The 26484-nt window shown below is 56.5% G+C and carries 23 protein-coding genes; 10 read left to right on the plus strand and 13 right to left on the minus strand.

What is annotated here, in order from left to right:
* The first annotated feature begins 22 nt into the window (after positions 1–22).
* Positions 23–1819 (plus strand): IlvD/Edd family dehydratase, encoded by a 1797-nt coding sequence (locus KZZ06_RS15515; protein ID WP_257884398.1) that lies wholly within the window; start codon positions 23–25, stop codon positions 1817–1819.
* Positions 1820–1831: 12 nt separating this feature from the next.
* Here the strand turns inward: KZZ06_RS15515 and KZZ06_RS15520 are convergent, their stop codons facing one another.
* The gene (locus KZZ06_RS15520) at positions 1832–2554 is read right to left on the minus strand and encodes a GntR family transcriptional regulator (protein WP_257884399.1); all 723 of its coding nucleotides are present in this window, start codon (positions 2552–2554) and stop codon (positions 1832–1834) included.
* 150 nt (positions 2555–2704) lie between these two features.
* Here KZZ06_RS15520 and uxaC point away from each other — a divergent pair, with 150 nt between their 5' ends.
* From uxaC to KZZ06_RS15540, 4 genes are read left to right on the plus strand one after another with little or no spacing between them, the layout of a single operon-like run.
* Positions 2705–4111 carry a glucuronate isomerase gene (gene uxaC, locus KZZ06_RS15525; protein WP_219581035.1) on the plus strand — a complete coding sequence of 469 codons (1407 nt, stop codon included), beginning with the start codon at positions 2705–2707 and terminating at the stop codon, positions 4109–4111.
* Between the two features lie 29 nt (positions 4112–4140).
* Positions 4141–4965 carry a 5-dehydro-4-deoxy-D-glucuronate isomerase gene (gene kduI / locus KZZ06_RS15530; protein ID WP_219581036.1) on the plus strand — a complete coding sequence of 275 codons (825 nt, stop codon included), beginning with the start codon at positions 4141–4143 and terminating at the stop codon, positions 4963–4965.
* A complete protein-coding gene (gene kduD / locus KZZ06_RS15535) occupies positions 4962–5705 on the plus strand; it encodes a 2-dehydro-3-deoxy-D-gluconate 5-dehydrogenase KduD (RefSeq protein WP_219581037.1) in 744 nt (247 codons plus the stop codon). Before kduI ends, kduD begins: the two co-directional genes overlap by 4 nt.
* The gene (locus tag KZZ06_RS15540; protein ID WP_257884400.1) at positions 5695–7122 is read left to right on the plus strand and encodes a mannitol dehydrogenase family protein; all 1428 of its coding nucleotides are present in this window, start codon (positions 5695–5697) and stop codon (positions 7120–7122) included. The genes kduD and KZZ06_RS15540 overlap by 11 nt, the downstream gene beginning before the upstream one ends.
* A 9-nt stretch (positions 7123–7131) precedes the next feature.
* Here KZZ06_RS15540 and KZZ06_RS15545 read toward each other — a convergent pair whose 3' ends face one another.
* The 4 genes from KZZ06_RS15545 to KZZ06_RS15560 form a co-directional block, all read right to left on the minus strand.
* On the minus strand, positions 7132–8412 hold the full coding sequence (locus KZZ06_RS15545) for a TRAP transporter large permease (protein ID WP_308340028.1): 1281 nt from the start codon (positions 8410–8412) through the stop codon (positions 7132–7134).
* A gap of 9 nt (positions 8413–8421) precedes the next feature.
* A complete protein-coding gene (locus KZZ06_RS15550) occupies positions 8422–8988 on the minus strand; it encodes a TRAP transporter small permease (protein WP_219581039.1) in 567 nt (188 codons plus the stop codon).
* Positions 8989–9057: 69 nt separating this feature from the next.
* Positions 9058–10038: a sialic acid TRAP transporter substrate-binding protein SiaP gene (locus KZZ06_RS15555; protein ID WP_219581040.1), complete on the minus strand. Its 981-nt coding sequence runs from the start codon at positions 10036–10038 to the stop codon at positions 9058–9060.
* 151 nt (positions 10039–10189) lie between these two features.
* Complete coding sequence (locus tag KZZ06_RS15560; RefSeq protein ID WP_219581041.1) at positions 10190–11698, minus strand: UxaA family hydrolase; 1509 nt, start codon at positions 11696–11698, stop codon at positions 10190–10192.
* 180 nt (positions 11699–11878) lie between these two features.
* Here KZZ06_RS15560 and KZZ06_RS15565 point away from each other — a divergent pair, with 180 nt between their 5' ends.
* Entirely contained in the window at positions 11879–12625 is a 747-nt protein-coding gene (locus KZZ06_RS15565; protein WP_219581042.1) for an SDR family oxidoreductase, read from the plus strand.
* Positions 12626–12678: 53 nt separating this feature from the next.
* On the opposite strand, the gene KZZ06_RS15570 is transcribed toward KZZ06_RS15565, so the two are convergent.
* The 4 genes from KZZ06_RS15570 to KZZ06_RS15585 form a co-directional block, all read right to left on the minus strand.
* Entirely contained in the window at positions 12679–14040 is a 1362-nt protein-coding gene (locus KZZ06_RS15570) for a HAMP domain-containing sensor histidine kinase (protein ID WP_219581043.1), read from the minus strand.
* Complete coding sequence (locus KZZ06_RS15575) at positions 14037–14693, minus strand: response regulator transcription factor (protein WP_219581044.1); 657 nt, start codon at positions 14691–14693, stop codon at positions 14037–14039. Before KZZ06_RS15575 ends, KZZ06_RS15570 begins: the two co-directional genes overlap by 4 nt.
* Positions 14694–14796: 103 nt before the next feature.
* On the minus strand, positions 14797–15198 hold the full coding sequence (locus tag KZZ06_RS15580) for a diacylglycerol kinase (RefSeq protein WP_219581045.1): 402 nt from the start codon (positions 15196–15198) through the stop codon (positions 14797–14799).
* Positions 15195–16859 carry a phosphoethanolamine transferase gene (locus tag KZZ06_RS15585; RefSeq protein ID WP_257884401.1) on the minus strand — a complete coding sequence of 555 codons (1665 nt, stop codon included), beginning with the start codon at positions 16857–16859 and terminating at the stop codon, positions 15195–15197. The genes KZZ06_RS15580 and KZZ06_RS15585 overlap by 4 nt, the downstream gene beginning before the upstream one ends.
* 381 nt (positions 16860–17240) lie before the next feature.
* Between KZZ06_RS15585 and KZZ06_RS15590 the strand changes: the two genes are divergently transcribed.
* From KZZ06_RS15590 to KZZ06_RS15605, 4 genes are all read left to right on the plus strand, one after another.
* The gene (locus tag KZZ06_RS15590; protein WP_219581046.1) at positions 17241–19307 is read left to right on the plus strand and encodes an ATP-binding protein; all 2067 of its coding nucleotides are present in this window, start codon (positions 17241–17243) and stop codon (positions 19305–19307) included.
* A gap of 354 nt (positions 19308–19661) precedes the next feature.
* Positions 19662–20414 carry an amino acid ABC transporter substrate-binding protein gene (locus KZZ06_RS15595; RefSeq protein WP_219581047.1) on the plus strand — a complete coding sequence of 251 codons (753 nt, stop codon included), beginning with the start codon at positions 19662–19664 and terminating at the stop codon, positions 20412–20414.
* A gap of 5 nt (positions 20415–20419) precedes the next feature.
* Complete coding sequence (locus KZZ06_RS15600) at positions 20420–21094, plus strand: amino acid ABC transporter permease (RefSeq protein WP_219581048.1); 675 nt, start codon at positions 20420–20422, stop codon at positions 21092–21094.
* Complete coding sequence (locus KZZ06_RS15605; RefSeq protein WP_219581049.1) at positions 21091–21837, plus strand: amino acid ABC transporter ATP-binding protein; 747 nt, start codon at positions 21091–21093, stop codon at positions 21835–21837. The genes KZZ06_RS15600 and KZZ06_RS15605 overlap by 4 nt, the downstream gene beginning before the upstream one ends.
* Before the next feature lie 11 nt (positions 21838–21848).
* Here the strand turns inward: KZZ06_RS15605 and KZZ06_RS15610 are convergent, their stop codons facing one another.
* The 4 genes from KZZ06_RS15610 to KZZ06_RS15625 all read right to left on the minus strand — a co-directional run bounded on the left by KZZ06_RS15610 (position 21849) and on the right by KZZ06_RS15625 (position 26471).
* On the minus strand, positions 21849–22550 hold the full coding sequence (locus KZZ06_RS15610; protein ID WP_219581050.1) for an ABC transporter ATP-binding protein: 702 nt from the start codon (positions 22548–22550) through the stop codon (positions 21849–21851).
* Positions 22543–23319 (minus strand): ABC transporter ATP-binding protein, encoded by a 777-nt coding sequence (locus KZZ06_RS15615; protein ID WP_219581051.1) that lies wholly within the window; start codon positions 23317–23319, stop codon positions 22543–22545. Before KZZ06_RS15615 ends, KZZ06_RS15610 begins: the two co-directional genes overlap by 8 nt.
* Positions 23316–25178 carry an ABC transporter permease gene (locus tag KZZ06_RS15620; RefSeq protein WP_219581052.1) on the minus strand — a complete coding sequence of 621 codons (1863 nt, stop codon included), beginning with the start codon at positions 25176–25178 and terminating at the stop codon, positions 23316–23318. The genes KZZ06_RS15615 and KZZ06_RS15620 overlap by 4 nt, the downstream gene beginning before the upstream one ends.
* Positions 25179–25253: 75 nt before the next feature.
* Positions 25254–26471 (minus strand): ABC transporter substrate-binding protein, encoded by a 1218-nt coding sequence (locus KZZ06_RS15625; protein ID WP_219581053.1) that lies wholly within the window; start codon positions 26469–26471, stop codon positions 25254–25256.
* Between the last annotated feature and the right edge of the window lie 13 nt (positions 26472–26484).

Consider the following 26484-nt stretch of genomic DNA (forward strand, 5'->3'; position numbering starts at 1 on the left):
AATTACCAAGTTGGAGCTGAAATTGACAAAGATAACCCCCAAAGATCTTCGCTCTCGCCAGTGGTTTGCGAACCCCGACAATCCGGAAATGACCGCGCTCTATCTTGAGCGTTATTTGAACTACGGGCTGACGCGCGAAGAACTGCAATCGGGCAAGCCCATCATCGCAATCGCACAGACGGGAAGCGATTTAAGCCCGTGCAACCGCCATCATCTGGAGCTGACCAAACGCGTGCGTGACGGCATCATTGCGGCGGGCGGAACACCGATCATCGTACCTGTCCATCCTATTCAGGAAACGGGCAAGCGGCCTACGGCAATGCTGGACCGTAATCTGGCCTATCTGTCCTTGGTAGAGACGCTGTTTGGCTACCCGCTGGACGGGGTCGTGCTGAACATCGGCTGTGACAAGACAACGCCTGCGCTACTGATGGCAGCCGCTACCGTGGGCATTCCCGCGATTGCGCTTTCTGTCGGGCCTATGTTGAACGGATGGTACGAGGGGAAACGCGCAGGATCAGGCACAGTGATTTGGAAAGCCCGCGAGCGGTTGGCAGCGGGCGAAATCACCAACGAAGAGTTCATGGAAATCGCCGCCGCCTCTGCCCCTTCGGTGGGCTACTGCAATACGATGGGCACCGCCACAACGATGAATTCGCTGGCAGAAGGATTGGGCATGCAACTGTCAGGTGCGGCCGCGATCCCTGCCCCCTACCGTGAACGCGGCCAGATCAGTTACGAAACAGGCAAACGTATCGTTGATATGGTCTGGGAAGACTTGCGCCCCGCGCAGATCATGACGCGCGAAGCGTTCGAGAATGCCATTGTAATCAACTCAGCCATTGGCGGTTCGACTAACGCGCCGATCCATCTGAACGCCATCGCCCGTCACCTTGGCGTGCCGTTGGACAATGATGACTGGCAAGCCATCGGCCACCACATTCCCCTCATCGTAAACCTGCAACCCGCAGGCGAATATTTGGGCGAGGACTATCATATGGCAGGCGGCGTCCCCGCCGTCGTGGGAGAGTTGCTTGCCGCTGGTTTGTTACCGCACCCCAACGCGATTTGCGCGAACGGACGCAGTATGGTTGAAAATTATGGCGCACAGCGGTCCAAGAATACGGACGTGATACGGACCATCGATGCGCCCTTGATGGGGAAAGCCGGGTTTATCAATCTCAAGGGTAACCTCTTTGACAGTGCCTTGATGAAGACCAGCGTTATCAGCGCGGATTTTCGCGCGCGCTACCTGTCCAACCCCGACGACCCCGACGCATTCGAAGGGCGCGCCGTCGTGTTTGACGGGCCCGAGGATTACCACAACCGCATCGACAACCCGGCCGAGGGGATTGACGGCAATACCATCCTTGTGATGCGGGGTGTCGGCCCCAAAGGGTATCCGGGCGGTGCCGAAGTGGTGAACATGCGCCCGCCTGCCTATCTGCTGAAACAGGGGATACAGGCCCTGCCCTGCATCGGGGACGGTCGGCAATCGGGAACATCCGGCTCCCCCTCTATCCTTAACGCATCCCCCGAGGCGGCAGACGGCGGGGGCCTGGCCTTGTTGGCAACAGGGGATCGCATTCGCGTTGATCTGAACGACTGCTCGGTAAATCTTGTGCTCGACGCTGATGCGGTGGCCCTGCGCCGTGCTGCATTCGAGGCAAGCGGTGGCTATCCGTCACCGGACAGCCAATCGCCATGGCAGCAATATTTCCGCGAGATGGTACAGCCATTCGATCAGGGTATGACCCTGCGTGATGCGGACAAGTACCGTAACATTGCCGCGAAAAGCCTGCCGCGCGACAACCATTAGTGTGGCAGACTGCTAGTCTTGCTGATGAACGAACCAGTCGTGTTTCTGGGCTTTGACGGTTTCGATATGAACGAAAATGCGGGCCAGATGGTGTTCGATCGCCTTAACGGCCTGCTCGGGCTGGCGCGACCGTAGTGCCTCGTAAATCGCGATGTGCTCTTCAAGGGCCATCTTCTGCGACACGGTATCGAGCGAGATCATCCGGACGCGGTCCATGTGCCCCTTGTTCTCAAGGATCAGATCCCAGACATAGCCGATACCGGACTGGACACAAATCCCGCGGTGGAACGCATCATCGAGTGCGTGAAACTTCTCTTTGTCATGGGCGGCAACCGCTGCGCGCTGCTGATCGATCAACGCTAACAGCGCGGCATCGCCGTCTGCGGTCAACGTAACGCAGGCCGTCTTGCAGTTCTGTATCTCCAGCGCGGCGCGAATATAATGCGCGCGCACAACGGCTTCCTCGGATATCAGGCTGACGGTGGTGCTGCTTTGTGGGCGGATCACCAGAAACCCCAGCTTTGCCAGCCTTTTGAACGCCTCGCGCACAGGCTGCCGCGACACGCCCATCAGCGCCGCCACCTCTGCCTCTGAAAGCTTGGTCAATGGCGGCAGGTCCAGACACAGGATGCGCCTGTGCAGCATGTCAAAAACCTGATCCGCAACTGTTGTCTGCACGACATGCCCAAGGCGTGGCAGGTGAAGCGCGGTAACTTTGTGACCTGTACCTGTCAAATTCGATCCCCTTTTGTTGTGCGGTCATACTGCATTTCTCATACACGTCATTGACAGGTTTTCAACTGGGATATTAGTTGACAATAGTACGGAGCTCACTAAGCTTATTGCAGAAATTGTCAGGCGCCTGTCCCGTCTGGTGGGGGATTTATGGCATTACTCGACGAAGACCGGATTTTTCCGACTGACCCCGCCGTCCGTGATATCGCGCGCGCGCTCTATAATGACGTCCGTGATCTCCCCATTATCAGCCCTCATGGCCACACGGACCCGCGCTGGTTTGCTGAAAATGCGGCCTTTCCTGATCCCGCACAGCTGTTTGTCACGCCCGACCATTACATTTTTCGAATGTTGCATTCGCAGGGTGTCTCGCTTGACGCGTTGGGGGTGCCGCGGGCTGACGGCACGGCGACCGAGCAGGACCCGCGCAAAATCTGGCAGCTGTTTGCACAGAACTATTACCTGTTTCGCGGCACGCCTTCCCGCCTTTGGGTGGACCACGCCCTGCAAGAGGTGTTTGGCGTGACACAGCCACTGTCGGCAGATACCGCCGATGATATCTATGACCAGATCGACGGGCAGCTGAAACAAGACGCATTCCGCCCCCGCGCGCTGTTCGAGAAGTTCAATATAGAAGCCATTTCAACAACCGAGAGCGCGCTGGATGATCTGCGCTGGCACAAGATGCTTAACGACAGCGGCTGGGGCGGCAAGGTTGTGACCGCCTACAGGCCTGATGCGGTCATTGACCCCGAATTTGACGGCTTTGCCACGAATATCGAAAAACTGGGCGACATCACCGGTGAGGATGCAACAAGCTGGAGCGGATATCTGGCCGCACACCATAACAGGCGCGCCTTCTTTAAAAACTATGGTGCCACATCCACCGACCACGGCCATCCCACCGCCCGCACCGAGGATCTGACCCCCGATGTTGCCGCCGCCCTGTTTGACAAAGCGCTCAGGGGGAAATGCACGCCGGATGAGGCTGATGCCTTTCGCGGTCATATGCTGACCGAGATGGCAAGGATGAGCGTCGAAGACGGGCTGGTGATGCAAATCCACCCCGGGTCCTTTCGTAATCATTCGGCAGGGGTTTTTGCGCAATTCGGCCGTGACAAGGGGTTCGATATCCCCACCCGAACCGATTATGTGCATGCGCTCAAACCGCTGCTGGATGCGGTCGGGGGCGCGCGCGATCTGACCATTATTCTTTTTACGCTCGACGAAACGTCATACGCACGCGAACTTGCCCCGCTGGCGGGTGCCTATCCCGCGCTCAGACTGGGGCCGCCGTGGTGGTTCCACGACAGCGTCGAAGGCATGCACCGCTTTCGCGAAGCAACAACCGAAACGGCGGGTTTTTACAACACGGTCGGGTTCAACGACGACACACGCGCCTTCTGTTCCATTCCCGCACGGCACGATGTGGCGCGGCGGGTGGATTGTTCGTATCTGGCCACATTGGTCGCGACAGGACGATTGACCAAACGCGAAGCGCCTGAAGTCGCCTATGACCTCTCCTACAGGCTCGCCAAAGACGCTTACCGCCTATAACCGCCAATCCCCTTTGACAGGAGCATTCTATGCTACGCACCCAAACCCGCTATGCGATTGATCCCGCGTCCGCCAAAGCGTTGGACACGGACGGTTTGCGCCAGAATTTCCATGTGGGCCATCTATTTGCCGAAGACGAAATTGTTCTGGTCTACAGCCATTATGACCGGCTGATCCTGGGCAGTGCGGTGCCCGCAGGTGGGCCGCTAACCCTAAGCGAAGTGCCCGAGACTGGCACCGAAACTTTTCTTGAGCGGCGCGAGATGGCTGTGCTGAATATCGGCGAGACAGGGACCGTCAGCGTGGATGGCAGGGATTACGTATTAGGAAAGGGCGAGGTGCTGTATATTGGGATGGGCGGCGGTGCCGTCACATTCTCTGGCCAGGGGCGCTTTTACATCCTGTCCGCGCCCGCGCACCAGACCTATCCCACAACCCACATTCAAGAGAAGGACGCCCGGCGGGTAAAGCTGGGATCACGCGAGCAGGCCAACGAGCGGGTGATCCATCAGCTTTTGCATCCCGATGTCTGCAAAAGTTGCCAGTTGTTGATGGGGTATACCAAATTCGCCGCAGGGTCCGTGTGGAACACCATGCCAGCCCATGTCCATGACCGAAGAATGGAAGCATATCTGTACTTTGACGTTGATGCGGGACAACGCGTTTTCCATTTCATGGGACAGCCCACCGAGACCCGCCATCTGGTGATGGCAAATGAAGAGGCTGTTATTTCCCCGCCTTGGTCGATCCATTCAGGTGCCGGGACGGGTTCCTACACTTTCTGCTGGGCGATGGCGGGTGATAACGTCGATTTCACCGATATGGATATGGTCCCGATGGAGGATTTGCGATGACCAATCCCTTCTCGCTGGCAGGGCGCAAGGCATTGGTCACAGGTGCCAATACGGGCATTGGGCAAGCCATCGCAATAGGGTTGGCGCAGGCTGGTGCGCAGGTCGTTTGCGCGGGAAGACGCAGCTGTAACGAGACCGTTGCGCAAATCGAAGCTGTCGGCGGGGTGGCGTCCGAGGTGTTGGTAGACTTTGCCGATCCGATGGCAGGTCAGACGCTGTTTACTGGCCAAGACATTGATATTCTGGTCAATAACGCGGGCATCATTCGCCGCAATGACATCACCGAATTCACCGAGGCGGAGTGGGATGATGTCATGGACGTCAATCTCAAGGCGCTGTTTTTCACGACCCAAGCCTTTGCTGCGGCGGTTTTCGCCCGCAAAGCGCAGGGCGCAGTGGTCAACATCGCCTCGTTGCTGTCGTTTCAGGGTGGTATCCGCGTGCCGTCCTATACGGCCTCCAAACATGGGGTGGCGGGGCTGACGAAGATCCTTGCCAATGAATGGGCGGCGCGCGGCATCAACGTCAACGCCGTGGCCCCCGGATATATCGACACAAACAACACCGAAGCCTTGCGGAGCGACCCTGCACGCAACAAGGCCATATTGGAACGTATACCCGCAGGTCGGTGGGGCGATGCCTCCGATATCGCCGGGGCCGCCGTCTATCTTAGCAGTCCGGCGGCGCGTTATGTTCACGGCACGATCTTGAATGTGGACGGAGGCTGGCTTGCCCGTTGATCTGCTCACCCGTGGCGACCTGCCGCGCCCGCGCAGTGGCATTGTCCACCTCGGGCTGGGTGCGTTTTTCAGGGCCTTTGGATGTGTTTATATCGCAGACGCCATAGCAGCTTCCGGTGGGGACTGGGGCGTTGTCGGAATCTCCTTGCGCAATCCCGCGACGCGCGATGCGCTCAGGCCGCAGAATTGGGCCTATACGTCAGTCACGCTTTACCCCGAGCAGTCTGAAGCGCGGGTAATTGATGTGTTGAACGATGTGCTGGTTGCCCCCGAAGACCCGGAGGCCGTGCTGGCTGCGATGACGGCACCAGAGATCAAGATTGTGTCCCTGACCGTTACGGAAAAAGGGTATTGCCACATACCGTCGACTGGGGCGTTGGATACCGATCATGCAGACATTGCGCATGATCTGTCCAATCCGTTGCCCGTGTCCGCCATCGGTTTTATCGTGCGCGCCTTGCAGCGTCGCCGCGATGCGGGCAGCGCGCCCTTCACGGTGCTTAGTTGTGACAACCTTCCTGATAATGGGCGCGTGGTGCGCGGTGTGGTTCTGGAATTTGCACGCCTGATTGACCCTGCGCTGGCGGATTGGATCGCAGACCACGGTCGTTTTCCCGCGACGATGGTGGACCGGATTACACCTGCCACAACTCAGGACGATATCGCCCGCGTGGCCACGCTGACAGGCCATTATGATGCGGCGCCCGTCCTGCACGAACCATTTGCACAATGGGTAATCGAGGATGATTTTATCGATAATGCGCGACCTGATTTGGCCGCCGCAGGTGCCGAGATGGTCACAAGCGTGACGAGACATGAAAACATGAAGCTCAAAATGCTCAACGGCACGCATTCGGCACTGGCCTACACGGGATATCTGGCGGGGAAAGAAACGATTGCAGATACCATCGCCGATCCTGCCTTTGCGACCTATGCCCGCGTATTGTGGACCGAGATCATACCGGCCGTCACCCCACCCGAAGGCGTAAACCTTGAAGAGTATGCAGGCGCTTTGCTGGATCGCTATGCCAACCCGTCCATTCGTCATCTGACGTGGCAGATTGCGATGGATGGCAGTCAGAAATTACCGCAACGTCTGCTAGCGACGCTGCGCTGCAACCTGGACAACGGGCGCGCCTCGCCTGCCCTATGTACCGCTGTTGTGGCCTGGATGCGTTATGTCTGCGGCACGGATGAAGCGGGCAACAAAATCGACGTGCGCGATCCACATGCGGCAAAGCTTCTTGATCTGACCTCTGGACTGGACGACCCCGCACACATTGTCAGATCGCTACTGACCTTCGACGCTGTTTTCCCAGCCGATCTGGCTGCGCGCCTTGAACAGCCCTTGATCGCGGCTGCGCGGGAATTTTGGGCCAAGGGCGCGCAGGCAACCGTCGAGGCGTTCAGCAAATAACTGCAATCCTTAGCGGTAGATCAAGGTGGGCAGCCACATGGTGATCGCCGGAATAAACGTGACCATCATCAAAACAATAACCAGCGGGATCAGGAAGGGCGCCGTACCTACGACACATTGTTCAAAGGGGATTTTTGCCACCCGCGACAGCACATACAGCACCATGCCAACAGGAGGCGTTAACAAGCCCAACATCAGGTTCAACACCATGATGACGCCAAAATGAACCGGATCAATGCCAAGCAACACAGCGATGGGCAGCATCACCGGTACAAGGATTGTAATGGCGGCCACCGTCTCCATGAAGCACCCGACCGCGAGAAGGATCAGGTTCATCAGGATGAGGATCACCCAAGGCTTGTCCGATACCGCCAGCAAACCGGCAGCGAACTGTTCCGGCACGCGGTTGCTGGTCAAAATCCATGCGAAAACGGCGGCGGCACCGACGACCAGTAGAACAACGGCTGTCGTTTCGATGGTATCGAAACTGACGCGCAGAAACCGCGGGATGGTCAGTGTACGGTAGACAACCATGCCCAGAAAAAGCGCCCATGCACAGGCCGCAACCGCTGCCTCGGTCGGGGTAAACGCGCCTGACAAGATACCGCCCACAATGATGATCGGCGTCAGCAGCGACAGGAACGCACGCTTGAATGTGGCGAACAGCACTGACCAGTAAAACGCCTGATCCCGCTCAAAGCCGCGGGTACGGGCCATGATCGCAATCATGATCATCAGCGATACCGCCATCAACAATCCGGGAATGAAGCCCGCAACAAACAACTGCCCGATGCTGGTGCCTGCAACAACGCCGTAGATGACCATGGGCAACGACGGCGGAATGATCGGCCCGATGGTCGAGGAAGCTGCGGTAATGCCAACGGCAAACTTGGGGTCATATCCGGCATCGCGCATCGCCTTGATCTCGATCGCGCCAAGACCACCCGCATCGGCAACCGCCGCGCCTGACATGCCGGCAAAAATAACACTGGCACCGACGTTCACATGCCCCAAACCGCCGCGCATCCACCCGACCAAAGCGAGGGCAAAGTTGAATATCCGTTCGGTAATCCCGGCGGTGTTCATCAGGTTCCCGGCCAGAATAAAGAACGGTACCGCAAGCAGCGGAAAGCTGTCCACGCCGTTGATCATCCGGTGGGCGACCAGCATCGTTGGCGTTGTTCCGTTCGCAAACAAGAATACCGCAGACGACCCCGCAAGCGCCACCGCAACCGGAACGCCGCAAATCAACATGCCAAGCAGCATCACAAAAAGCCAGATGATGTCCACTGTCTGCTCCTAATCGATTGCGCGGATCTGGTCCGCATATTTTTCGGGGTCGATCAGTTTCGACGTCCCGTCGCGTAAATGCACCCACATGTTCCATGCGGAATAGAGCGCCATGCAGACAAAGGCCGCAGCGACGATCCAGTAGACAGTGGATTTCGGCAGTTCGATGGACACCATAAGCTGTCGCGTGCGCCCAGCGATCTGACCGCTCAACACAGCTAGAATAATGAAAAAACCGGTGGTGACGGCATCAATAACAAACTGTGCAATCCTGCGGCCAGTGCGCGGTACCCATCGGTAAATGAACTCAACTGCGATATGGCTTTGTTTACGGGTGGCCATGATGGCCCCTAAAAACGTCACGCCGATCAACAGGAAGCGCGCGATTTCCTCGGTCCACGCGATGGAGTCGTTCAGGACATACCGTGTGAAAAACTGAAGAAACACAACGCCCGCCAGAAGCCAGAACAGCACCAGCACAACGCTGTCGTCCCATTGCTGGTCGGACAGGTCTATCGTTTCCTCCTCTAGGGCGATTGGCGCTATGGGAGGGGTGTCATCAGGGGGCGGTGTCATCGTAAATTCCTTTGACGGATGGACAGGGCGCTCTGTGCGCCCTGTCGCAATTCTCAAGGATCGGACGTGTTACTTGATCGCCTGGAGGCGGTCATAGGTCGCCTGATCCCACGTCGCAGAAGGGCCGTTGTGCAACGCTTTTACCGCTTCGATAAAGGGGCCACGGTCAACTTCGTTGACCTGAACGCCTTCGCCACGGAACCACTCGGCCAGCTCGTTTTCGGCCTTGATGATAGCGTCTGTCGCGCAAACTGCCGTCTCTGTGAGAACACCGCTTAGCGCACCGCGATCTGCCTCGTCCATTTTATCCCACGCAGGGCCGCCAACGATGGTCAGCAGCGCATCTGTGATATGGCCCGTCAGGTTGATGTTCGTCTGAACTTCATAGAACTTTTTCGCCTGAATGGTGGGCAGCGGATTTTCCTGCGCGTCCACGGTACCCTGCTGCAACGCCAGATAGACTTCGGCAAAGGCGATCGGTGCGGGGTTCGCGCCGACGGCTTCCGGGAACATCATATAAAGTGGCGCGTTCGGCACCCGGATCTTCATGCCCTTCATGTCGGCAGGGGTCAGAACCGGCTTGTTCGAGGTCACATGGCGGCCGCCATAATACGTCAATGCCGCGATGTGGTTGCTTGTCGCATCGGTATACCCCTGCGCCAGCTCTTTGAACAAATCCGAGTTGCGGTATTTGTCCCAGTGGTCATAGTCGCGGAACATAAACGGCGCGCCGCCGATCGAGATGGGGCCGAATGAGCGGCCCGCAAACAGTTGTCCGGTATAGATAATATCAACCGTACCAAAGCCCAGACCCTCGTTGATGTCTACTTCCTTGCCCAGCGATGATGCCGGAAACACCTCGATGCCATAGCGGCTATCGGTTGCTGTCATCAGCAGGTCGTTCGCGGCGACTGCACAGGTGTGGTAGGGCTCGCTTGTCTCGTAGACGTGGGCCCATTTCAGTTTGGTTTCCGCAGCAGCCATCGCAGGCACAAGGCCCAATACCGCTACAGTCGAAGTTGCAAACGCAATCGTTTTAGTGGATTTCATGTCGTTCCTCCCATGGGTGACACGGCTGCATCAAAACGATTGCCGCGTTCAATTGGTAGCTATGACGCTTACGCTGGGTAAATCATGCTATCGGAAGTAGAGTGGCATCATTTGTAAAAATTTGTCAACGGTATTGTGGGTGAGCGGTCGCTCACATCACTGCACCGATTTGCCACGGCACAAACTCGTAATCCCCAAGGCCCTGTGCCTCTGATTTGCTAGCCTCCCCCGAGGCGACTGCCAGAAACAATTCGTAAATCTCGCGGCCTTTTTCGGCCACGCTAACGCCCTCGCCCAGAATTGTGCCTGCGTCAATATCCATATCCTCGGACATGCGCCGCGCCATTTCGGTGTTGGTGGCGACCTTGATCGTCGGGCTTGGCTTGGACCCGAAGGCAGAGCCGCGGCCCGTGGTAAAGCAGACCAGATTGCACCCGCCAGCAATCTGTCCTGTGACGGATGCCGGATCATAGCCAGGGCTATCCATGAAGGTGAAACCGCGTGCGGTCACAGGCTCGGCATACTTATAGACACCGGTCAGGGGTGTTGTGCCGCCTTTGGCCGCCGCCCCCAGCGATTTTTCAAGGATCGTGGTCAGGCCGCCTTTTTTGTTGCCGGGGCTGGGGTTGTTATCCATCGATCCGTTGTTGCGGCCAGTGTAATTTTCCCACCATTTGATTAACCCGACCAGCTTTTCACCCACGGGCCGCTCGGCCGCCCTGCGGGTCAACAGATGTTCTGCGCCGTAAATCTCGGGGGTTTCGGCCAACACACCCGTGCCGCCCTGCGCCACCAGCAGATCACAGGCGTAGCCCAACGCGGGATTGGCGGTAATTCCGGACCACGCATCAGAGCCGCCACATTGCAGCGCCACCTTCAGCTCGGATGCGGGACATGGCGTGCGCTGCGCCTGGTTCGCTAAGGGCAGCATTGCCGTGACTTTCTCGATGCCCAATTCGATAGTGCGGCGCAGGCCGGCCACGTTCTGGATGTTCATCGTGTGAAACAGCGGCCCCTGCTTGAGGCCGTAGGCTTCTAGCAACCAATCAATCTGGTTCATCTCACAGCCCAGCCCCACCATCAGGACCCCGCCGTGGTTGGGATGGCGGGCATATCCCCACATCACCCTCTGTAACGCCTCGAACCCGTCACCATCCCCAGCCATACCGCAACCAGTACCGTGAACAAAGGCGGCCACCCCGTCTACGTTAGGGTACTCGGCCAACCTTTCTGGCGTGAAGTGGTCTGCAATCATGCGCGCCGCGGTCGCAGAGCAGTTCACCGATGTCACTATAGCGATATAGTTGCGCGTCCCCACACTGCCGTTCTCGCGGCGGTAGCCCATAAAGGTATCGCGCTGATCTTCGGGCACCGGTGTCACGGGCCGTAAATCAGTGGCGTATTCATAGGTGGCATCTGTTGCCCGAAACGCGAGGTTGTGGGTGTGTACATGCGCGCCAGCGGCAATATCCTGCGACGCATAACCGATCACTTGGGCATATTTGTAGACAGGCGCGCCTTGCGCGATGTCCGCCGTGGCAACCTTGTGACCAGAGGGGATCAGCTGGGTGGTCAACACCGTTTCAACGGGTGTGCCGGCTTCAAGTGGCCGGATCGCCGTCACTACGTTGTCGGATGGATCAAGTCTTACACATTGCATGCTATAGCCCTTTAACCTTCACGCGCAGCAGTGGCGCATAGTGTGAGGCTACGCCGCCGCCGCCCCTTGGACAAGATTTCTGTGCGGACAAAATCCATGCGATATAGCCAAGCCCTTTTCCCTCGCGTAGCGTGCAGACACCTGCAGGGCAAACCTGCGGCACATCGGGAGGGTCATGGCATGGCAAAGAACAGATTGGATGGCAAACGCGTATTGGTTACCGCAGCCGGGCAAGGCATCGGTCGCGCAAGCGCGTTGGCGATGGCCGCCGAGGGAGCGCAGGTTTTTGCGACGGATGTGAACGCCGATGCATTGGCGAGTCTAAAAGGGGTCGAGACCTTTGTGCTGGATGCCCGGGACACCGACAGCGTTGCGACCGGTGTCGCGCGTGCGAATCCCGATGTCTTGTTCAACTGCGCGGGGTTTGTGCATCACGGGTCCGTTCTGGACGCGACAGATGACGACTGGGAATTCGCGTTTGACCTCAATGTGCGCTCGATGGTGCGCACGATACGCGCTGCCCTGCCGGGGATGCTGGAGCGTGGCGCAGGCTCTATCATCAATATGTCGTCGGCGTGTTCGTCGGTGATCGGTGCCCCCAATCGCTTTATCTATGGCACGACCAAGGCCGCCGTGATCGGGCTGACAAAATCGGTCGCCGTGGATTATGTATCGCAAGGCATCAGGTGCAATTGCATCTGTCCGGGCACGGTAGAGAGCCCCAGTTGGCATGACCGCGTTGACGCACTGGCCAAGACATTGGGCAGTAAGGAAGCAGCGCTAGAGCAGTTTGTATCCCGCCAGCCGATGGGCCGCGTCGCATCCGCCGAAGAAATCGCGGCGCTGGTGGTGTATCTGGCCAGCGACGAGTCCGCCTTTACCACGGGACACCCACATATCATTGACGGGGGATGGTCGGGACAGTGACCCCCGCCCCTACGCTACCGGCAACGGAGCGTTTCACCTGTGACTGACAAAGGTCATAGTGGGTCAGAAACAACAAGGGTCAGGGCTGCGCTGAACCCGCGCGCCTTTCCTTTTTGAGGAGACGACAGCTCTAGGGTGCTGCCAGACTGTTTGCATAGTTCCTGCACGATCGAGAGGCCGAGCCCGAACCCCTCTGAACGCGTTGCGTTTCGGGAAAACCGCTGTTTGATATTCTCAAGGTCGGCGGCTGCCAGAGGCGCGCAATCGTTGGATATGACAATGCGACCACGCGTGCTGGCGTCTACGGTCATGGGGGCGTCGCCTGACGCGTGTTTCAGCGCATTATCGAACAGGTTATTGAGGATGATCCCGATGGCGTCGGGATCGACATCGCTGATCCAGATGCCCTCCGGTTCTTTCACGACTAGCTGGTCGGGTGACGGGACGCGCTCGCGAAGTTCGCGAAGCAACAGTTTGATAACGGGCGTGATGTCTGCCTTTACGGCGGCGACTCCCAAACCCGACTGGGCCCGCGACATTTGCAGCAACCGCTCGATGAGCCGCGTCAATCGCTTGAGGCCTTCCTCGATCTCGACAGCGCTTTGCGAGGTATCCAGATTGGTCAGCTTGGTCTTTAGCCGTTGAACATGCGCCAGGCAGATGGCGACAGGCGTGCGCAGTTCATGTGCCGCGTTGGTGGCAAATGCGCGCTCGGCGGTAAGGGTGGCATCAAGGCGCGCCATGAGCATATCGACCGTGTCGATCGCCGGTTCGATTTCGGCAAAGGTGTTTTTGCGGTCGATGGGCGACAGGTCATACGCGTCTTTGGTTTTGATCTCGGTGCTGAGATCGGCAATCACCGCGGCGGATCGCCTGACAGCAAGATAGGCGGCAATGGCCACGAAAATCCCAAGCAGGATGAAGCCTATCGTAACACTGATCAGCACCTCGCGTAGTGCTTCGTCGCGTTCTGCCATAGGGGTGGCCGTCACGACCGTTAAACTGGCGTCTGGGTTGATTGCGTCAGCGATGCGGTATCCATGCGCTGTGACGATAGCGCCCTTGACCCGCGCCGATAACAGCGCCTGATCCGCATCGGGAGAGCGTAAAATAACGTCCTCGGCAGCGTCGAGCACCCAGAACACCGTTAGTTCATCCCCATCGATCAGGTCGAGTTCAAAGGAAAGTGGGTTCAACCCGTCCTGCATCACCGAAATATCGGCGATTTCGTTCTGTGCCTCCAACAGTTGCAGCATAAGATGCGCCTTGCTGGCCAAAGCGATGTCCTGCAGCTCGTCGTATTCCTCTTTCACGATGGAATAGACGATGAAGACTCCGAGGAAGGCGGCGATGATCCCCGGCAGCAGCAGGGATTTGAATAGGGTATTCAATAGGCTGGTGGGGCGTTTTCTCATGCCTGCAGCATATAGCCGATCCCGCGGTGGGTGACGATAAGGTCTTTGCCCAGCTTCGCCCGCAAGCGGCTGATATGGGCCTCCAACGCGTTGCTCTCGACCTCGTCACCATAGGCGTAGACGGCGGCCTCCAGACTTTCTTTCGGCACGATCTTCGATTTGCGACGCAGCAGTACTTCGAGCACGCTCCATTCCTTGGCTGTCAGACGAATGTCAGCCCCCGCGCGGCTGACGCTGTGGTTGGTAAAACAAATGCTCAGGTCACGCACCACGGTTGTTTGTGTCATCTGGTCGGCGCTGCGGCGGCAGACGGTGTGAATACGCGCTTTCACTTCGTCCAGATCGAATGGTTTGATCACGTAATCATCGGCACCACGGTTCAGCCCGTCGATCCGGTCCGAGATTTTGTCGCGGGCGGTCAGGATGATGATCGGCGTCCGGATATGCTGGTCGCGGATTTTGCTCAGAAACGACAGGCCGTCGCCGTCGGGCAGTTGCAGGTCCAGCAGAACAACATCGTATTCCAATGTGCGAATGGCGCTATGTGCTTCGTCCAGCGTGGTGAACCACTCAACAATATGGCGATCCGCCTCTAGGTGCTCGCGCAAGGGGCGGGCCAGTGCGGCCTCGTCTTCGATCAGTAAGATGCGCATGGCGGTGGGGGCCTTTTGGTGTGCTTGGGTTGCAATATATAAGAAAGGGGAAAAGACGCCAGATAAACGCAGTTTGCGATGGCCCGTGTCGGTCAAATCTGGCTTATCCGTTGGTTAGCGCGCGAAGGATCACGCTACCGATAAACACCCCATTCGCGCCCAACAGGCACATCGTGGCCAGCGATCCGAGGTCTTTTGCGTCGCGGGCGAATTCCTGCCAATCCAGCGCGAGATGGTCGACGATACACTCGACAGCCGTGTTCAACGCTTCGGTCGCGACCAGCGCAAAGAACAAGACCAGCATGATGCAATAATCGTTCAGGCTGGCGTTAGCCAAGGCAAGAACCACACCGCAGATCGGCAGGGCAAGGGTGATGTGGCGAAACGCCGTTTCCTGCCACAGGCGACGGATGCCCCCGATGGAATACCCCGCCGCAGCAAAAACATGGGCGATGCCGGTGATCCGTTCGGGCTTGGCGCGGGGCGTGTAGGACGGGTTGTTCAATTGTGTACTACCTTTTGCAGATTACGGCACGACGCGAACAGATCAAGGTCGCTATTGCGGACATCCGTCTGGATATCCAGCATGCCGAGCAGGGAATGGAATAGGTTATCATGGGACAACGGGCTGTCGGTCTTTGCCGACAAGCACCCCCTGTCCACGTCAAACTGGGTTTTAAAGTTTTGCGACATCCACAGGATCATTGGGACTTTGGTCTGATATTCGGGGGCCATGAAATATGGCGATCCGTGCAGGTAAAGCCCCCCTTCGCCCAAGGATTCACCATGGTCCGAGACGTAGAGCAGCGCCGTGGAAAGCTGATCCTGCCCCTCTAGGAATTCGATCGTCTGGGCCAGAATTTCATCTGTATAGGCGATGGTATTGTCATAGGCGTTTGTAATTTCTGCGGGCGTGCAGAGCTTGAACTCTGCCGTGCGGCACGCTGGTTTGAATTGCTCGAATTCTTCGGGATAGCGCAGATAATACGTCGGGCCATGGCTGCCGATCTGGTGCAGGACCAGCACGGTGTCTTGGGTGACTGTGGCCGCATATTCCTTCAACGCCTCGATAAAGATACCGTCCATACATTCACCTGCCGCGCAGAACTCTGCGTTTTCGGTATGGGTCAGCGACCGGCTGGTCACGCGATCCGCGATCCCCTTGTTGCCGGTGTTATTGTCCCACCATTCGACATGCAGGCCCGCGTGATCCAACACATCCAGAACGCTTTGATTTGATATACCTTTTTGAAACGAATATTCGTCGCGATTGAATTGCGAGAACATGCACGGCAGCGAAGTCGCCGTTGCAGTCCCACAAGAGGTCACGTTGGTAAAGCTGACCACCGGAAGCTTGGCCAGCCTTGGGTTCGTCTCAACGCCGTAGCCGTTCAAGCTAAAGTTCTGCGCCCGCGCCGTCTCTCCTGCTACGACAATGGTCAGTACCGGTTTGCGGTCAGGGCCATAGGCTGGCCCTTTGGTGGCATCGTCGCCAACGGCAGCAACGGTGACGTTTGCAGAACGGCGCATCATCTTGGCGTATCGGATCGCCGAGACGACAGGCATGCCGGGTTGAAAGCTGCTCATGTAATCTTTGCGTTCGCGCAGGATGGAAGAATAGGATTTGTAATCCGTCATAAGCAGCCCTGCCGCCAACGCGAGACTTAGACTCATGGTCGCAACCGGCATTGCCAGAGTTTTAACGATGCTGGGCCGCCCGACCTTTACGCATGCGATAAACGCAGCGGGAAACACGCCGAACAGAACGACATGCGTGACGAAACCGGCAGTCAAAAGATGCTTTGATTCAGTCACAGTGGTAACCATGACGTTCTGGATCATGTCACGGTCGATGATCACGCCAAGTGTGTCCATGTAATACGACGTAACGGCGCTGAGAATGACCATGAAAATCAGGAATGGCTTGATCATCCACGGAAACCCAAAGGCGGAAAAGAACGCCAGCGTTAGAAAGAATACGGCGGATACAAATCCGGCAAAAGACAGCGGATGACCGGCAAATACCTCGGTGCCAATCGTCCAGAACGACGCATTAGCCGCGCAGAATATATATATAATGCTAAGGACGGTCAGGCCGATCGGCGAGATGGGATAAGCATTCCGCAGGTCGCGAAAGCGTGTTTTTAAGGCGTCAAAAGGGATCATTACTGGAATCTTCGCTGCTGTTTCAGCGCCATTCACCAGAGCAACCTTACGCGAACCTTACGTGCAGAATAATGTGTAGGGGCAGCGCGTGAACCGCACGCAAAATGCAGTTACACCATATCGGGACGTTCAATTTCTGACGTTCTTTCAAGCTTTGCCGAAAAGCCTTGCTAACCCATATGTGACCCAGCATACGGCACAGCCGCAGCCCCAGATAACTTTTTGTCGTATGATAATATGAGAATATTAAAAATTTCCCTTTAGGCAACCGTAACGAGAGGCTATGAGGTTTCGGGGCAACTATAGCGAGCAGGCAAAGACTGAACGGGAATTCGGTCTTTAAGCGCGCGTTTTTAACTAACGTAGCTATCGGGTAATAAAGTGAATTTGAATTTCTCTAAACAGACAAGAATCGGTGGTATATGGGCCATAGTTGCCCTCGCCGCCGCGACTCTATTGATCCTGGTCACGGCATATCGCTTGGACCGGCTGTTGTATTCATCCTACATCCAACAAGTGCGTTCAGACACATACTTTGAATTACTCGAAGTTCGGGAGAGCTTTGAGGAAATCATTCATTCTCAATCACTTGTCTTGCGTGAACTGGCCACCTTTATTGGTGAGAACCCGAATATTTCCCAAGATGAATTCGCCACAAGGGTACAGGAAATTCGCGGTTTAGATGATTCAATGATCAGTATCGCCGCAGCCCCAGATATGGTCATCTCATTAATCTACCCAGCCGAGGAAAATCAGGGCGCTTTGGGATTAAATTACCGTGAGAATACTGAGCAGTTTCCGACTGTATTGAGGATGATGCAAACGGGAAATGATATGATTACGGGGCCGGTCAACTTGGTTCAGGGGGGATTGGGGCTTATCCTGCGCGCACCAGTCTATCATCCTGACGCTGATAGCCCCACCGAAGGAGATATCGTTGCTTCGGAGCGCGCGATTTGGGGGATCGTTTCACTGGTTCTGGATTACGATCAATTTTTAGTTGAATCCGGTATCGCAGATGCCGAAGAGGATTACGACTTACTTGTTGATATTGCTGATAGTTCAGGCGGTGGCAGAGGTTCTTTCGTTTATGGTGACCTGTCGTTGGTGGGCAAGGACACCGTAAACCTACGGTTTGACTTCGATTTCGAGGATTGGGTTCTACACGCTATGACAAAAGGCGGGTGGCCGAAAACGTCACCTGATCAATGGCTTCAGAGAATTGTCATGGTGTTGGCCGGCTTGGTATTGCTGGGTACGTTGATTTACATCCTATGGCTGTCTCATACGCGCAAGCGTGCCGAACTCTTGCTGAATAGGGGAATTGAGGCGTTGGATGACGGCTTCGTAATGTTTGACGAAAATGGCCTCCTGCTCCTTAGCAACTCAAAATACCGCGCGATCTACGACCTTCCCGAAGAGGTGCTCAGGCCGGGTACGCCTTACCGGAAAATATTGTTGGCCGGTCTTGAGAGCCGCAAGTTTAATACGGATAACCTTGATCAGTCTGCATGGATCGAACACAGACTTAAGTTGCATCGCTCGGGTAAGCACGTTGATATAGAACAGCGCCTTGTTGACGGGCGCGTTATCAAAGTGTCGAACCATCCTTTGGAGGATGGCGGCTATGTCGGTCTGCGCGTTGATGTGACTGAACTAAGCCGCGCAAAAGAGGCTGCCGAAGCCGCAAGCGAAGCCAAGACTAATTTCATGGGTGTACTCAGCCACGAGCTCAGAACCCCATTGACGGTTATAATGGGTGTTGCGCAGCTCTTACAAAACGTTCGGCTCCTTAGTAAGTCGAAGGCATTGCTGGCGGCCTACGAGAATGGCACCGTTACGCCGGATGAGGCCAAAACTTTACTCGACGAGCTGTACGAACAACTTAACGGCTTAATGGGGCGGATGACCCAATCAGGTGACCATCTTCTACATCTAATCAACGAGATACTGGATATTACCAAGATTGAATCCGGAAGCCTGATCATCGAGCCGACACTCTGCCAGGTCGAAGACATCGTGGATCCTGTCGTCCAGCAGCTCAACACGCTCACAAGCAAAAAGGGTCTCGATTTCGAGGTTATACAAGAGGCCGAAACGGTATTCGCGGATAAGGTGAGAGCACGCCAGATTCTATTCAACCTGATTGGAAATGCGATCAAGTTTACCGATGCTGGTTTTGTCCGCCTCATTGTCAAAGTGGACGCTGATATGGTGAGATTTGAAGTGCATGATAGTGGGATGGGTATATCCGAGGACCAGTTCGCCAGTATTTTTGACGTCTTCTATCAGGTTGATTCAACTGCGACGCGGCGTGCAGGCGGCACCGGAATGGGTCTGGCCATCTCAAAAAGCCTGGCTGAGCTGCAACACGGCGGCCTTGCTGTTACCAGTGTGATGGGATCGGGTAGCTGTTTTGTGCTATCCCTGCCCGTCAACGCCATCTAGGATTTTGTTGCGTTAATGTGGGTCAGGTAACCGCGCAAAGGGCCGAGCATGGCGACCGCCGCGCCAGCGCATACAAAGCCTGATTTGAGATCGGATATGCCACCAGTTCGGAGAGAATCCCCTGCTGTTCGCGTGGTATAAGACGAGGTCCCGTTGAGGCGGCGTTATAGAACAACATCGCGTAATGGACGGTATCAAATCGAACCCTCGTTCTGATCGTTCTCCTCAATCCGCTACTAGAAGAATTAAGTTCCGATCTGGACACTAATCCGATCACAGCGGACTTGTCGTAATTACGTCTATTGAAGGCGGCTGTGGGTACACTATTTGCTCTGTGAACAAACGGAGCAGATTATGAAAAACGTACTTGCAGCGGCCACAGTCGCCCTGACGGCCTCATTCGGTTCGGCGCAGGCCGAAACGTTGAATGTCGGGATGTCTGGTGGCTATTTCCCCTTCACCTTCGTCAAGCTGGACCAGTTGCAGGGCTTTGAGGTTGATTTCATCAATGCCATTGCCGCCGAGACGGGCGATGAGGTGAATTTTGTCACCATGTCATTCTCGGGTCTCGTTGGGGCGCTCGAAGCTGGACGCATTGATACGATTGCCAATCAGATCACGATTACGCCCGAGCGCGAGGCCAAATTTGCGTTCACGCAGCCCTATGTATTTGATGGCGCGCAGATCGTGGTGAAAGCGGGCAACGAAACAACAATCGGCAGCGTTGAAGACTTGAGCGGCAAAACCGTTGCCGTGAACCTTGGATCGAACTTCGAAGAACTGCTTGGTGAATTGCCAAACGCGGACGAGATCGACATTCGCACCTATGAAAGCAACATCGCACAGGACACGGCATTGGGGCGCGTCGATGCGTTTGTGATGGACCGTGTGTCATCCGCGCAATTGATCGCGGAAAGCCCGCTGCCTTTGGCATTGGCAGGCAAGCCGTTCAGCGAAATTCGCAATGCGTTGCCGTTTCGCAATAACGCAGAAGGCGAGGCGCTGCGGGACAAGTTTGATACCGCCATTGTGACACTACGCGAGAACGGCACGCTGGCCGACATCTCGGAAAAGTGGTTTGGAACTGACATTACAGTAGCGGAGTAACGCTGATGCGGGCACTGGATTTTGAATACATGCTGGATCTGGTGCCCGTGCTCTTGGGCTATGTGCCACTGACATTGTTCATGGCCATCATCGGCATGTTCTTTGCACTTATTCTGGCATCCATCCTTGCCGTCGAACGGGTATTCAAGATCCCGGTGCTGGACGGCTTTGTACGGCTCTTCATTAGCTTTTTCCGCGGCACGCCTCTCTTGGTGCAATTGTTTCTATTCTACTATGGTGTGCCGCAAGTATTGTCATTTTTGACGAACATTGACGGTGTGACCGCCACGATCATGGGGCTGACACTGCATTTTTCCGCCTATATGGCCGAAAGCATCCGCGCCGCGATCCTTGGTGTGGACCGCAGCCAATGGGAAGCCGCACAAGCGGTCGGCATGACGCAGGGCCAGATGATGTATCACATCATTCTGCCCCAAGCGGCCCGCGTTGCCGCGCCGACGCTCGTTAACTATTTCATCGATATGATCAAAGGCACGTCGTTGGCCTTTACCCTCGGCGTGACCGAATTGATGGGGGCCACCCAAAAAGAAGCCGCAGGCAGCTTTCTGTATTTCGAAGCATTCCTAGTGGTCGCGGCAATCTACTGGATCATGGTCGAGGCACTGGCATTTTTGCAGCGCCACCTAGAGGTCTATTTGAACAAGGCGCACGCAAGATGACCAAACCAGCCGCTATTTCTATCAAAGGTCTCAGCAAATCTTTTGTTGCGACCCGTGTTCTTGAGGATATCAACCTGGACATCGCACCGGGTGAACGGGTCGTTGTGATCGGCCCGTCTGGTACCGGCAAATCGACCTTGCTGCGGTGCTTGAACTATCTTGATCATCCTGACAGCGGGAGCATTCGCATCGGGGATTTAAGCGTTGACGCTGACACGGCGTCGCGCGCGGATATTCTAGCGCTTCGGCGGAAAACGTCGTTCGTTTTTCAAAACTACGCGCTGTTTGCCAATAAAACAGCACGTGAAAACATCACCCAAGCCCTGATCACAGTCAAAGGCCAGTCCAAGGCCGATGCAATCGCGCGTGCCGACGCAACCCTGCGCGAGACCGGATTGGCGGACAAGGCGGATGCCTATCCGGCGGCGCTGTCTGGGGGGCAGCAGCAACGTGTGGGGATCGGGCGCGCGATGGCGTTGGATGCCGATCTGATGTTGTTTGACGAACCGACCTCGGCCCTTGATCCGGAATGGGTGGGCGAGGTTCTTGATCTGATGCGGCGGGTGGCCGAGAAACGGCAAACCATGTTGATCGTGACCCATGAAATCCAATTCGCGCGCGAGATCGCGGACCGGATTATCTTTATGGATGGTGGCAAAATCGTCGAACAAGGGCCGCCAAAACAACTGCTTGAAGCCCCGCAAGACGCCCGCACCAAAGCATTCTTGCGCCGCGTTTCCTAGGGTTTGGCGGATTAGACTGACAGGTATTGATCGCGGATCTCGGGATGGGCCTGAAGCTCTGGCAGGGTGCCCACAAATTTCTGCGTGCCATGTTCGATGATGACCACCCCATCTGCCACGGCTTGGGCAAAATGCAGGTTTTGTTCGGACAGCAGCACAGTCAGGCCTTCGCTTTTCAACTGAAGAATAACGCGGGCCATCTGTTCGACGATCACGGGCGCAATGCCTTCTGACGGTTCATCAAGCAGAATAAACGCCGGATTCCCCATCAAGGTGCGCGCAATCGTCAGCATTTGCTGTTCGCCGCCCGACAGTGCCTTGCCGCGGTTATTGCGCCGCTCGGCAAGGTTGGGGAACAGATCAAACACCATGTCGTCAGTCCATGTGGTGCAGCCGTCGCGCGGGGGTTGGCGACCCACCTCGAGGTTTTCCAGCACGGTCAGCTGCGTAAAGATGCGCCGTTCTTCGGGGACATAGCCCAACCCATTGCGCGCGACCTTGTGGCTGGGCCAGCTGGTAATGTTTTGACCCTTGTAGGTGACTGTCCCGCTGCGGGGCCGCACCAGCTGCATGATCGATTTCATGGTGGTGGTTTTACCCGCCCCGTTGCGCCCCAACAGCGCGACAACAGTGCCGGCATCCACGCTAAAGTTCAGATCATTCAGAACATGCGCCTTGCCGTAGAATGAATTGACGTCTTTTACCTCAAGCATGGGCGTCCTCCTGCGCTTTGAACAGGGTGCCGCCGCCAAGGTATACTTCTTGGACCTGCGGGTTATTGCGGATTTCATCCACTGTGCCGTTGGCGATCAACTGGCCGCGGTTCAACACCATAATCCGGTGCGCGTGGGCGAAAACCACATCCATATCATGTTCGGTAAACAAAACGCTGATGCCTTTGGCGTCCAGAATATCTGCCGTCAGCTGCATCAATGCAATCCGTTCGCGCGGGGCCATGCCAGCCGTGGGTTCATCCATGAGCAGCAGGATCGGATCGTGGGCCAACGCCACAGCCAATTCCAGCCGTTTAAGGTCACCATAGGCCAGCACGGCGCAGTGTCGTTCCGCCTGATCGACCATGCCCACGGTATCAAGCAGGGCCAGCGCCTCTTCTCGGTACAGTTTATGGGCAAAGGTTGTCAGGGAATACAGCCGCCTGTGGTGCGAGATCAGCGCCATTTGCACGTTCTCGACCACGGTCATCGACGCATAGGTCGCGGTGATCTGGAACGTGCGCCCCACGCCCATTCGCCAGATTTTGCGCGGCTGCATGCCAGCGATGTTCTTGCCCAACAGCTGAACCGTGCCGGAGGATGGTTTCAATTGCCCCATCAGCATGTTGAAACAGGTGCTTTTACCCGCGCCATTTGGGCCAATCAGCGCCAGTAATTCACCCTTGGCCAGATCAAAGCTGACATTCTCAACGGCTTTGATAGCGCCGAAATTGCGGGACAGATTGCGAACAGACAGGATCGGGCTCATTTCGCGTCCTCCGGTACCTTGAGAATGCCAAAGCGTTCACCCGCCTTGCGCAACGATCCGACGATGCCTTCGGGGCCAAGGATTACGACGATGATGATCGACAGGCCTAAGGCGAGGCGCCAGTATTCAAACCGCGTCAGGTAATCCTTGATGCCCTCAAAGAACGCGGCACCGACCCAGCCACCGGACAGGGTTTTCACACCACCAAGGAACACCACGATCAGGGCGTCGAAACTGCGTGCAGTTTCCAATTCGTTCGGGAAAATGCTGCCCTTGGAAAAGACGAACAGCCCGCCCGCAAGACCTGCCATGATACCGGCAAAGGTAAAGGCAACCCATTGAATACGCTTGGTGTTGATGCCCATTGCCTCGGCTTGGCGGGCGCTGTCGCGTGCGGCGCGCATGGCATAGCCAAACGGGGCGTGGGCCGCCTGACGCAACAACAAGATGCCCCCGATACACAGCACGAACGCGAGGTAATAATAGATGTCGTTGTCGGATGCCCAGTCGGACGGCCAGATATTAACCAAACCATCATCGCCGCCGGTCACATCTCCCCATTGGAATGCAAGGCTCCACAGGAGTTGACCAAAGGCCAAGGTAAGCATGGCAAAATAGACGCCGGTCGAACGCAGACAGACCCAGCCGATTACAATGGCGGCCAGCCCTGCGCAAATGGGTGCCAGCACCAGCGCCAGTTCCATCGGGGTGTTGGCGTAGGTCACGAATAACGCCGCTGCATAGGCCCCGCCGCCGAAAAACGCCGCGTGGCCAAAGCTGACCAGCCCACCTTGACCCAACATAAAATGCAGAGATGCGGCGAAGAGGCAGAAGATCATGATGTCTGTCACCAGAACGACGGCAAAGTTCCCGCTGTAAAACGGCAAAAGCCCAAGGATCAGCAGCCCGGCCGCGACCAGCCATCGCACACGGTTGCCCGCAGGTTTGATGGGGCGTTCAGGTTCGCCAACTTGGCCATGCTCGCCCGCGATTTCCTCTTTGCCCAGCAGACCAAAGGGGCGGAACATCAACACGATGACCATCACCACGAACATCAGAACCAGCGTCGATTGCGGGGCATAGGTGACGCCAAAGACGTTCAGGACTGAAATGATCACCGCCGCCAGATAGGCCCCGGGCAGTGACCCCATGCCGCCAATAACCACGACCACAAAGACCGATCCCAGAATGGTGAAATCCATCAACAGGTCGGCGCCGCCCTTTGGCAGTTGCAGCGCACCGCCAAGACCCGCCAAGGCGCAGCCCAGAAAGAAAACGCCGGTGAACAGCCACGCTTGGTTCACGCCAAGGGCGCTGACCATCTCGCGGTCTTGGGTGGCGGCGCGCACCAATGTGCCGACGCGGGTTTTCGTGATCAGATACCACAGACCAAAGGCGACAAAGGGGGTGATCACGATCAGCGCGATGTCATATTGGGGTACCGGTTCGCCCATGATGCGTATCACACCTTTTAGGCCCGGCGCGCGTGGTCCCAGCAAATCCTGCGGCCCCCAGATCATCAGTGCGAGGTCCTGAATGACCAAGATAACGCCAAAGGTCGCAACCAGTTGAAACAGTTCAGGCGCGCTGTAGACAGGGCGCAGCACACAGATTTCGACGATGACACCAATCAGGCCAACGATAATTCCCGCCAGCAAAATAGCGCCCCAAAATCCGACCATTCCGGGCAGCACCTGCATCAGCGAATAGCCAACATAGGCACCGAGCATATAAAATGACCCGTGGGCAAAGTTCACAACACGGGTCACACCGAAAATCAGCGATAGACCCGAAGCAACCATGAAAAGCGCGCCAGCGTTTGCAAGCCCAGTCAAAATCTGTGCGATAAAAAGGCCCATCAGCCACCTCGATCAATTTGGGGAATAGGTTTGGCCGCTCCGGAAAGGGGTTCCCATCCGGAGCGGCACCAGCCGTTATTCTGCAGGGCGCAGTTTTGCGACTTCTTCGTCAGATGGCAGGTAATCCGCACCATCCAGATAGGTCCAGTCGGTCATGACCCCTGCCCCGTCTTTCAAAGCGGTGGTACCGACAAAAGCACCCATGGTCGCCTGATTGTCGATCTCGCGGAACGTGATGTCGCCTACTGGCGTGGCAACGCCAAGCCCTTCAAACGCCTGACGGATCGCATCGCCATCTGTTGAACCGGCTTTCTGGATCGCCGCCGCAACGGTTGCTGCGGTCATATACCCGACAAGCGAACCCAGCTTGGGTGTCTCGTTGAAACGCGCCTGATAGGCATCCACAAAGGTTTTATTCGCGCCGTCTTCCTCGGTGAAATCATACCAAGGGTACCCGGTGACAACCCACCCTTCGGGCGCTTCGTCGGCCAGCGGTTCCATATACTCGGGCTCGCCCGACAGCAGGCCATAGACGGTGCGGCCGTCAAACAACCCGCGGGTTGTGCCTTCGCGTACGAATTTGGCCAGATCGGGGCCAAAGGTCACGTTATAGATTGCATCGGGTTTGGACCGTTCCAGCGCTTGCACCTCGGCGCCTGCGTCGATTTTGAACAAGGCGGGCCATTGTTCACCGACGAATTCAACACCGGGCTTCAGTTCGGTCAGTACCTCCTTGAACGCGGCAACCGCATCTTTGCCATAGGCATAGTTTGGCGCGATGGTTGCATATTTCATCGCATCGGTTTTGGCGGCTTGTTCGGCCAGCATCGCGGCCTGCATATAGGTCGAGGTGCGCAAACGGAACGTCCACGGGTTGCCTTGCGACCATGTCAGCGCGTCGGCAAGCGGTTCAGCGGCCAGATACACCCACTGTTTTTCAGCGGCGACAGATGAAATGGCGAGGCCAACGTTGGACAAGATCGTGCCGGTTAGCATCACGGCACCTTCGCTGGTCATCAACTCTTCAGCAATTTTGATCGCCTCGCCGGGATCACCTTGGTCATCGCGAAAGATAAACTCGAGCGGGCGATCCAGCACACCGCCAGCAGCATTGATTTCTTCCAGCCGCAGTTCGATGCCTTGTTTGTAGGGCTCTGCAAAAGCGGCCATGCGCTTGTAGTGGTTGATTTCGCCAACCTTGATCGGTTCGCCCGATTGGGCCAAAGCGGCAAGGCCCGTCACGCTAAGGGCCGCAGCCCCAACAAGGGTTTTCAGGAAAGTATTTCTATTCATTTGGTGTCCTCTC

It is taken from the genome of Sulfitobacter sp. CW3 (assembly GCF_019392245.1).
Lineage (GTDB): Bacteria > Pseudomonadota > Alphaproteobacteria > Rhodobacterales > Rhodobacteraceae > Sulfitobacter.